General features: G+C 69.7%; 10 protein-coding genes. 2 read left to right on the top strand and 8 right to left on the bottom strand.

Translation table 11 applies throughout. The features are described from left to right. A partial coding sequence (locus tag L2I40_RS13935; protein ID WP_237215565.1) for an NUDIX hydrolase occupies positions 1 to 604 on the top strand: 604 nt, incomplete at its 5' end. Between the two features lie 7 nt (positions 605 to 611). On the opposite strand, the gene L2I40_RS13930 is transcribed toward L2I40_RS13935, so the two are convergent. The 4 genes from L2I40_RS13930 to L2I40_RS13915 all read right to left on the bottom strand — a co-directional run bounded on the left by L2I40_RS13930 (position 612) and on the right by L2I40_RS13915 (position 4,208). Continuing rightward, positions 612 to 935 (bottom strand): Hpt domain-containing protein, encoded by a 324-nt coding sequence (locus L2I40_RS13930; RefSeq protein WP_237215564.1) that lies wholly within the window; start codon positions 933 to 935, stop codon positions 612 to 614. Positions 936 to 1,003: 68 nt separating this feature from the next. After that, complete coding sequence (locus tag L2I40_RS24575) at positions 1,004 to 1,684, bottom strand: lipid-binding SYLF domain-containing protein (protein ID WP_372491058.1); 681 nt, start codon at positions 1,682 to 1,684, stop codon at positions 1,004 to 1,006. Between the two features lie 110 nt (positions 1,685 to 1,794). Continuing rightward, positions 1,795 to 2,430, bottom strand: coding sequence for a histidine phosphatase family protein (locus tag L2I40_RS13920; protein ID WP_237215563.1), 636 nt, complete (start codon positions 2,428 to 2,430; stop codon positions 1,795 to 1,797). A 485-nt stretch (positions 2,431 to 2,915) separates the two neighbouring features. Beyond that, positions 2,916 to 4,208 (bottom strand): family 1 glycosylhydrolase, encoded by a 1,293-nt coding sequence (locus L2I40_RS13915; protein WP_237215562.1) that lies wholly within the window; start codon positions 4,206 to 4,208, stop codon positions 2,916 to 2,918. A 152-nt stretch (positions 4,209 to 4,360) separates the two neighbouring features. Here L2I40_RS13915 and L2I40_RS13910 point away from each other — a divergent pair, with 152 nt between their 5' ends. Next, positions 4,361 to 4,870, top strand: a complete 510-nt coding sequence (locus L2I40_RS13910; RefSeq protein WP_237215561.1) for a hypothetical protein — start codon at positions 4,361 to 4,363, stop codon at positions 4,868 to 4,870. Between the two features lie 365 nt (positions 4,871 to 5,235). Here the strand turns inward: L2I40_RS13910 and L2I40_RS13905 are convergent, their stop codons facing one another. The 4 genes from L2I40_RS13905 to L2I40_RS13890 all read right to left on the bottom strand — a co-directional run. Beyond that, positions 5,236 to 5,829 (bottom strand): hypothetical protein, encoded by a 594-nt coding sequence (locus L2I40_RS13905; protein WP_237215560.1) that lies wholly within the window; start codon positions 5,827 to 5,829, stop codon positions 5,236 to 5,238. Positions 5,830 to 6,309: 480 nt separating this feature from the next. Further along, complete coding sequence (locus tag L2I40_RS13900) at positions 6,310 to 7,140, bottom strand: ABC transporter permease (protein ID WP_456305743.1); 831 nt, start codon at positions 7,138 to 7,140, stop codon at positions 6,310 to 6,312. After that, positions 7,137 to 7,895, bottom strand: a complete 759-nt coding sequence (locus L2I40_RS13895) for an ABC transporter ATP-binding protein (RefSeq protein WP_237215559.1) — start codon at positions 7,893 to 7,895, stop codon at positions 7,137 to 7,139. Before L2I40_RS13895 ends, L2I40_RS13900 begins: the two co-directional genes overlap by 4 nt. A gap of 49 nt (positions 7,896 to 7,944) precedes the next feature. Next, on the bottom strand, positions 7,945 to 8,202 hold a 258-nt coding region (locus L2I40_RS13890), incomplete at its 5' end, for a hypothetical protein (protein ID WP_237215558.1).

Below are 8,202 nucleotides of genomic sequence, written 5' to 3'. Positions count from 1 at the left end.
GCTCCGCGGCGAGCCCTTCGACGTCCGCGCCACCCCGGACGGCCCGGTGCTGGCGCGGCTCGACCGCGGCGCGCTGCCCGCCTTCGGGATCATGTCGCAGGGCGTGCACGTCAACGGCATCGTCCGACGGCCCGACGGGCCGCATCTCTGGATCGGCTGGCGGTCGAAGGCGAAGCCGGTCGCGCCGGGGCAGATGGACAACGTGGTCGCCGGCGGCATCCCGGCCGGCCTCACGCCCGAGCAGTGCCTGGTGAAGGAGGCGGAGGAGGAGGCCTCGTTGCCGGCCGACCTCGCCGCCCGCGCCATCCCCGCCGGCCGCGTCTCCTACGTCATGGCGAACGAGGAGGGGCTGCGCCGCGACGTGCTGCACGTCTTCGACCTCGAGATCCCGGCAGGTGTCGTGCCGCGGCCCGGCGACGACGAGGTCGAGCGCTTCGAGCTGCTGCCGGCGCGCGAGGCGCTGCGGATCGTCGCCGAGGCCGGCCCGGTGAAGTTCAACGTGAACCTGGTGCTGATCGATTTCGCCCTCCGCCACGGCCTGCTGGAGGGGCTTTCGGAGGCCGAGGCGGCGCGGCTGCGCGCCGGTCTCGACCAGGTCGCCTGAGGCGCTCTCAGGCCGCTTCGACGAGCCTGGCGAGTTCCGCCAGCGCGATGTCGGCTTCCTGGCGGAGCGCAGCCCGGAGGATCCTCGGATCCTCCGATCCCGGATCCATCGCGCGCCGCGCAGCGGCCTCGAGTGCCCGCGCGCCGATCCCGGCCGCCGTCCCGGCCACGGCGTGCGCCGCGCGCCGCGCCGCCTCTGGCGTCGCTGCCGCCTCGTACTCGCGGGTCAGGCGGGCGAGATCCTCGTTGAAGGTCCGCAGGATGGCGGCGAACTGCTCGCGCGGCAGGGCGTCGACGAGGTCACGCAGCGGGGAGAGGTCGACGGCGCTCACTTGGGCGGCATCGCATCGCCGCGCAGGGCGGTCAATTCCCGCATGGCGTGCGGCCAGACCTGTCCGCTCTATTGCCGCGTGCCGTAGCGCATCAGCATCGCGCGCAGCGGGTCGGAGCCCGGATTGTGGACCTCCATCCCGATGACGATCTGCCGGGCCGAGGCGTCGCGGCCGTAATAGGCGCGCACGTCGTCGGCCAGGAAGGTCATGACCGAGCCCTGCAGCGACAGCCCGGCGAACAGCCCGCGGGAGCGCGCGACGGCGATGAAGTCGGCGCCCGCGGCGGTGGTCGTGCCGCCCTGCACGCCGATGCCGACGGTCGCGAAGCTCAGCGCGGCATCGGCGCCGAAGCGCAGCTGGCTGTCCATGAGCGCCTGCAGCGCGCGGTCGTTCATCACCATGATCACGACCGTCGCGTCCTGGATCCCGGCCTGCAGGCCGATGCTGCCCGAGCCCATGCTGTAGAAGGCCGGCGAGGACCAGGATCCGCCGCCGTCCCGGCCGACGAGGACGCAGCTGCCGCCCTCGCCGCCGATGATGAAGCCGGCTCGGAAGATGCGCGGGCAGACCAGGACCGCGCGGGCCCGGCGCAGGAAGTCCTGCGCGTCCTGAGGCCGGTCGCCGGTGGTCATCACCTCCTGCACCGCGAGGGTGGCGCGGTCGACCAGCGCCTGCTGCTCGCCCTGGGCCTGGGCAGCGGCGCAGCCGGTCAGCATGAGAAGGCCAGCCAGGACGATGCCACGGAACATGAGCGACCCCCCGCAACGTATTGTGCCGAGACAGCTTTACCCCGGCGCGACTCGGCTGTCCAAGGCGAATGCAAGGTCTTTTCGGGGCAGCCGCTGCGCCGCCCCGCGGCTCAGCCCTCGGCGGGCAGGGTGAAGGGCTCCTCGTTCACCGCGGCGACGCGCCAGTCCGTCCCCACCTTCTCGATCCGGGTCAGCGACAGGTTCTTGATCGAGAAGGCCAGCACCGGCTCGCCGCCCACCCCCATCGCATGCGCGACCGCCGCGCGGATCGAGCCGCCATGCGCCACCACCACCACGTCGCCGCCCGCATTCTCGGCGACGAGGCGGTCGAGGGTCGGGCCGACGCGGCCGATCACGTCGCTGAAGCTCTCCCCGCCCGGTGGGCGCTCGTCCACGCCGATCGACCAGAAGGGATGCGGGCGATGGCGGAGGCGCTCGGCGAAGACCTCATGCGGCAGGCCCTGCCATTCGCCGAGGTCCTGCTCGATCAGGCCTGGCTCGATCTCGAGCGACGCCTCTCCGTAGCCGGCGGCGAAGATCGCCGCCGCGGTGGCGCGCGTGCGCGAGAGCGGCGTGACCAGCCAGCGCGCCGGCGCGGGGAGGCGCGCGGCGAGCCAGCGATAGGAGGCGGCCTCCTGCCGCAGCGCGAGCTCGCAGAGGCCGACATCCATGGTGCCGTACATGGTCAGCCGGGCGGAGGGCTCGACCAGCGCGTGGCGGATGAGGAAGAGGCGGGTGGTCGTCACGCGGGCCCTGTAGCGCGGCCCAGGGACGGCGACCATGGGCGGCAGCCACCGGGTGCCGGCGGCGGCACTTTGCCGCTTTGGGACTTTGGCACTTTACCGCTTTGGCCGCGGCGGCGCGGTTTCGGACAAATTGCGGGTTCGGACGAATTGCCGGGTTCGGACACCTTGCCGGACCGGTCGAATGGCGGTTTCGGACAAATGGCACGCCGCGGACAGATCGTTGGCTGACCGCGCGGTCGGGCCATCGGCCGGCGTGCGATGCGCGTTCGGAACAGGCTGACCTCGCGGTCGGGAAATGCGTGTCCCGGATGACGGCCGACCTTGGGCCATGTCAAAGAACGAAGAAGAACATAAATCGAACAAAGGCGCCTGTCACGGCTTTCCTGGCGGTGGGCGGAGGCGGGTCGTGCCCGGGGGCGCCGGGCGCCGGCGACCCCCTCACCCGACCTTCTCCCCGTTGCAGGGGGAGAGGGACAGGGGGGGCGCTACCGTCCGTGCCGCGCCCGCGCCTGTGCGGCCCAGTAGGCCTCCGGCAGGCTCTCGGGATCGTAGGCGCTCGGCATCACGATCGGTACCTGCAGGCAGAGCGACTGCGCCGGCAGCACCTCCCGCCACTGCGCGACGAGGCGCTTGTAGGCGCGCCCGACGGGCCGCATGCGGCGGTCGAGATCGAACAGCCCCACCTTGTCCACGTTGCCGTTCGGCTCGCGCAGCGCGCTGTCCCAGTCCACCTGGTCAGTCAGCGAGTACCAGGTGAAGCCCATCACCGGCACGCCGTCGTTGCGCACGCGCAGCACATTCGCCCATTGCTTCCACAGCCAGCGCTCGGCGTCGCCGGGATCGTCGTCGCGCAGGTTGGTCTCGGTGTGCATCACGGGCAGGCCGTAGCGCTGGTGGTACTGGTGGGTCAGCACCGCATAGCCGAACACCTCGCCGGAGGCGCGGGTGTGCCCGTCCTCGGACACCAGGTGCTCGTTGGTCACGTAGTAGTCGTTGCCCATGATGCAGTGCCGCTTGAGCGGCGAGTGGGCCAGGAAGAAGTGGTACTCGTCGCGCGTCATGCCGTTGTCCAGCAGGTATTCGTACATGCCGCTGTCGACGCGCCTGCCGTAGTTGAGGTCGAGCGAGAGGAAGCGCTCGGCGTTGCGCAGCTCCGCCGGCGCAATCGCGGCCGGCGTCTCGGCGTGGAAGTACTCGGTGCTCTCGGACTGGATGAAGATCGCGTCGCCGCGCAGCTTCAGGATCTCGCGCATCGCGAGGACATTCGCGCCGACGACGTGCTTGAGCGCGGTGACGAAGGTCCGGTCGGTGCGGCCTTCCTCGTTCCACCAGCCGTAGCGGGCGGAGAAGAGGGCGCAGATGTACATCTCGTTGACCGGCGTATAGAGCTGGACCCACGGGAAGCGCCGCGCGAAGTCGCGCGCGTATTCGGCGAAGAGCACGGGGAAGTCCGGGTTCTGGAAGTCGCCGATCCAGTCCGGCACGCCGAAATGGCAGAGATCCACGATCGGCACGATGTCGCGCCGGTGCAGCTCGCCGAAGGTCTGGTCGGCGAAGGACCAGTCGTAGCGGCCATGCGCGAGCCAGCTGGTGTGGATCGGCGGGCCGTAGCGGAGGAAGTTGAGGCCGAGATCCTCGACGAGGGCGAAATCCTCGCGCCAGCGTTCGTAGTGGCCGCAGCGCGCATACTCGTCCACGCGGAGCGTGCCCCCATTGATGCGGGGGTTCGAGTTCTCGATGCCGGTGGCGAAGAGGAAGGCGGGCGGGGTAGGGGACATGCGCGCCGAAACGCGCGGGATAGGGCGCGGTTACGGGTGGGGGCGGGGGCGGCCGGACCGTCGATCGGATTACGAGTTTCAACTTTCGCTCGCGTCGGGGCGCCCGATGCGCTTTCCATTTCGCCGCAGCAGTGTCCCAGGGGACCGAGGCGATGGCCGACAACTATGTTGCGATCCCGCCGGTCGGGCAGATCGACGGCTTTTCCTGCTGGGCGGCCTGCCTGACCTGGTGGCTGAAGGCGGTGAAGGGTGGGCGGCCATCCTGGAACCAGTTGCAGGTGATCAGCGAATACGACCGACACACCGATGACTCGGGCGGCTTCCCGCCGGCCAAGATCAAGGAGGTGTGGACGGCGGATTCGCGCCTGAAGCTCTCGGCCAACACCTTCAAGAGCCAGCATTACTGGTATCGCGGCCTGCCGATCGGCGAGAAGCCGGTGATGATCGCCTTCGTCCACCCGAGTGCAGGGACCCACATGAACGTCGTGTTCGGCCAGGTCGGGCGGACGGTGAAGGCGATGGAGCCCTACCACCCCTTCCCCGGCCAGGACGGCAAGCGCACGGGGCAGATCGTCGAGCGCAGCGTGGATTTCTACGTCAAGGACAATTTCGCAAAGAGCCACGAGATCATGCTGTTCTGGCCGACCGTGGTGACGAGCTGATCCGCTACTCCCCGATGTTGAGCAGCGCGCCGCGCTGCCGCGCGCCCTCGAACTGGCAGAGCAAGACACAGCCTGAGATGCGTCAAGGCAGGGACCCCGTGGTCTTCGGCGCACGCTTGCATTTTTCGCTTGCGCGCGTGTGAGAAGGGAAAGCCAAAACGGCCCCTCTTGATGCACTTCTGATGCTCCCAACGCCTCAAGTTTGCTTGCGCGCGCGGAAGCGACATTTGCTACATCCGGCCTGGCCGCCGGGTCAGCGCATCGTCGAGTTGGAACCGCTGCCGCCTCTGCTCAGTCGCCTCCAGCCATCCCGGCTACCTCCTCGGCGTCCCGAGTACGCCTGATCAGCGTCGCCAGACATTCAGTCAGGCAGGATCGCGGGCGCCAGCGGCGCGCCAGCGTGACTCGACCGCTTGGCGCAGCGTTCCGGCATCGGTGCCCAAGTACTCATGGTGGAGGGCAATCCCGACCTGTCCGTTCCACGGCACGAACACGTTCGACCAGCCGGGACCGCGCCGGTAGAGGCTGTCGACATGGATCTCGCGGTCATAGAAGCCCTGCGAGACGACGATCAACATCAAGTCCTCGTACTTGCCGAGCACGGCCAGTGGAACGCCATTCGCGGTGACCCCGATGTCGTTCGTAACGACGTCACGCACTTCGGACCAGGGCACCATGACATCCCGCGCGCCCGCGATATGGATGAGGATTCCTGCGGGCGAGAGCACGTAAATCGGATTGCGCGGATGTTTCAGGCGCCGCCCTGCCCAGATCGCCAGGGCCAGTCCCGCCGCCAACGCCGCAATCGCCAAACCACGCCCCCACCAGTGCGGGGCAAGGACGACGAAGACGAGCGAGGCGAGACCGAGATAGATGCCGTTGTTTCGCATCAAGCGATGCATGGCGACCGGGTAGTAGGAAATAGTGCTATTCAGGTCATCCGGCCCGCTGTAGGTCATAGGACTCGGCGCCGTCCACGAAGGTGGTCCGCTACCAGAGTCAACGGTGCCGTCAGTGCAGGGCCGGCGCTCCGGCCCCACACCAGGTAGTAGCCTTCGGTAAGGTCGGACACTTGCACCGGGTTCTGCGCGCCTATCCCAGTTCTTCGCTCAGGAAAGCTAGATCGCCTCAAGGCAACCCGAGAAGCAGAAAGCAGCCGTCCCGTAGGTCAACTTGGGGAAGAGATGCCTCTCTGGCAAATCCGACTTGGCCAAGGCCATCCGCTACACGCTGGCGCAGTTGAGCGCGCTGACGACCGTGCTGCGCGGGAGCGGCGCGTGCGCCCCCTGGCGCTGAATAGCTGCCTGGCGATTGTCGCGAATGCCGGCATGTTCAGGCACTCGCTGCCACCAGAGCGGTTACCCTAGCACCCAGAGTGCCTCGTTTGTCGTTACGGCCGGACCGATACGGTGCCCTTTCCTTGGGCTTGAGCGCCGTCGCTACTCCCCGATGTTGAGCAGCGCGCCGCGGACCCGGGCAGACTCGAACTGGCGCAGGAACAGCCAGCCCATCGCCGCCAGCCACACGACGTTCAGCCCGAAGGCCGCGCCGAGGTGCCCCCAGGCGACGGCGCCGTCGAGCAGCGCGGCGCGCATCCCCTCGAAGACATGCGCGGCCGGGATCGCCAGCGCCACGGGCTGCAGCCAGCCGGGCAGCACCGCGACCGGATAGAACACCGCGGCGAAGGGCGTCAGGCCGAACAGCACGCTCCAGGCCAGCGGCTCCGCCCCCGCACCGTGACGCAGGATCAGCGCGGTCACGCCCAGCGCCACCGCCCAGCCCATCATCATCAGCGCGGCGAAGAAGGGCACCAGCACCGGCCCGATCGTCCACAGCCCGAAGCCGTAGAGCGCGAAGGCGAGGATCACGGCGGGGATCACGCCGGCGAACATGCGGATCGCGCCCATCGCCACCAGTGCCGCGACCAGCTCCATCGGCCGGAGCGGGCTGACGAAGACATGGCCGAGGTTCCGTGACCAGATCTCCTCGAGAAAGGAGATCGCGAAGCCCATCTGGCTGCGCACGGCCACTTCCCACAGCAGCACGCCGCCGAGCAGCACGCCGGCCGCCACGCTCGCCACGTCGTTCTGCAGCCCGGCGAGATAGGCGGTCACGAAACCCCAGACCGTCATCTGCAGCACCGGCCAGTACAGCAGCTCCAGCACGCGCGGCCAGGACCGGCGGTAGAGCGCCAGGTGGCGGTACATCAGGCCCCAGATGCGTCGTGCGGCCAGCACGCCTGCGGCGTGACGAAGAGCGAGCGCGTTCACGGCACCATCTCCACTCGTTGCCGGTCGCGCGCGATATCGAGGAAGACCTCCTCCAGGTCGTCGCGGCCGTAGCGCGCCAGCAGCTCGGCCGGGCTGCCGCGATCCACCACGCGGCCCTGCTTCAGCATCAGCACGTGATCGCAGAGCCGCTCCACCTCGCCCATGTTGTGGGACGCGAGAAGGATCGCGCAGCCGGTCTCCGCCCGGTAGCGCTCGAGCCAGCCGCGCACCCAGTCGCCGGTGTCGGGATCGAGGCTCGCCGTCGGCTCGTCGAGCAGCAGCAATTCGGGCCGGTTGACCAGCGCCTTGGCCAGCGCGACGCGGGTCTTCTGCCCGGCCGAGAGCTCGCCCGCGGGCCGGTCGAGCAGGTCGGTGAGCTGCAGCTGCGCCGCGAGCTCGGCGATGCGCCGCTCCGCGCCGCGCAAGCCGTAGAGATGCGCATAGACGCGCAGGTTCTCCGCCACGCTCAGGCGATGCGGGAGCGCGACATAGGGCGAGGAGAAGTTCATCCGCGCGAGCGCCGCGAAACGGTCCGTTGCCATGTCGTGGCCGAGCGCCACGATGCGCCCGGCACTCGGCACCAGCAGGCCGAGCAGCATCCCGATCGTGGTGGTCTTGCCCGCGCCGTTGCCGCCGAGCAGGCCCCAGGTCGCGCCGCGCGGCATGACGAAGTCGAGCCCGTCCACGGCGGGCGGCCCGTCGGGGCCGTAGCGCTTGGTCAGCCCTTCGACGAGCAGCGCGGGTGTGTCGGACATCCGGGCCGGCATAGGCCGCCGCGGCGGCCCCGCACAACCGCGGCCCGGCTCACGGTCGGCGGCGCCGCTCCACCAGCGGGCCCTGGAACAGGCGGATGCCGCACTCCCAGCCCCAGGCGATCGCGGCGCTGCGATCGACGCCGGTGAGCACCACGCGGCCCGGCGCGGTGGCGAGCAGGCGGTCGAGGGCGGCGGGCCGCTGGGCGGGCAGGTCCGGCGTCCAGCGCAGCCGGAGGATGTCGAGGCCGAGCCGCTCCGGCGGCAGGAGGGCGAGCAGCTCGGCCGGCGCGTCGTCCAGCGCCAGGTG

Origin of the sequence: Falsiroseomonas oryziterrae, assembly GCF_021864505.1 — a bacterium.
Taxonomy (GTDB): domain Bacteria; phylum Pseudomonadota; class Alphaproteobacteria; order Acetobacterales; family Acetobacteraceae; genus Falsiroseomonas; species Falsiroseomonas oryziterrae.
The sequence above is the reverse complement of the archived record's forward strand: the minus strand, read 5'-3'. Positions and strand labels throughout refer to the sequence as shown.

Bases quoted from the DNA above. Each gene is read 5' to 3' on its own strand.
- L2I40_RS13915 (WP_237215562.1), bottom strand. From the start codon at position 4,208: ATGTCCCCTACCCCGCCCGCCTTCCTCTTCGCCACCGGCATCGAGAAC.
- L2I40_RS24575 (WP_372491058.1), bottom strand. From the start codon at position 1,684: ATGTTCCGTGGCATCGTCCTGGCTGGCCTTCTCATGCTGACCGGCTGC.
- L2I40_RS13895 (WP_237215559.1), bottom strand. From the start codon at position 7,895: ATGTCCGACACACCCGCGCTGCTCGTCGAAGGGCTGACCAAGCGCTAC.
- L2I40_RS13910 (WP_237215561.1), top strand. From the start codon at position 4,361: ATGGCCGACAACTATGTTGCGATCCCGCCGGTCGGGCAGATCGACGGC.
- L2I40_RS13905 (WP_237215560.1), bottom strand. From the start codon at position 5,829: ATGACCTACAGCGGGCCGGATGACCTGAATAGCACTATTTCCTACTAC.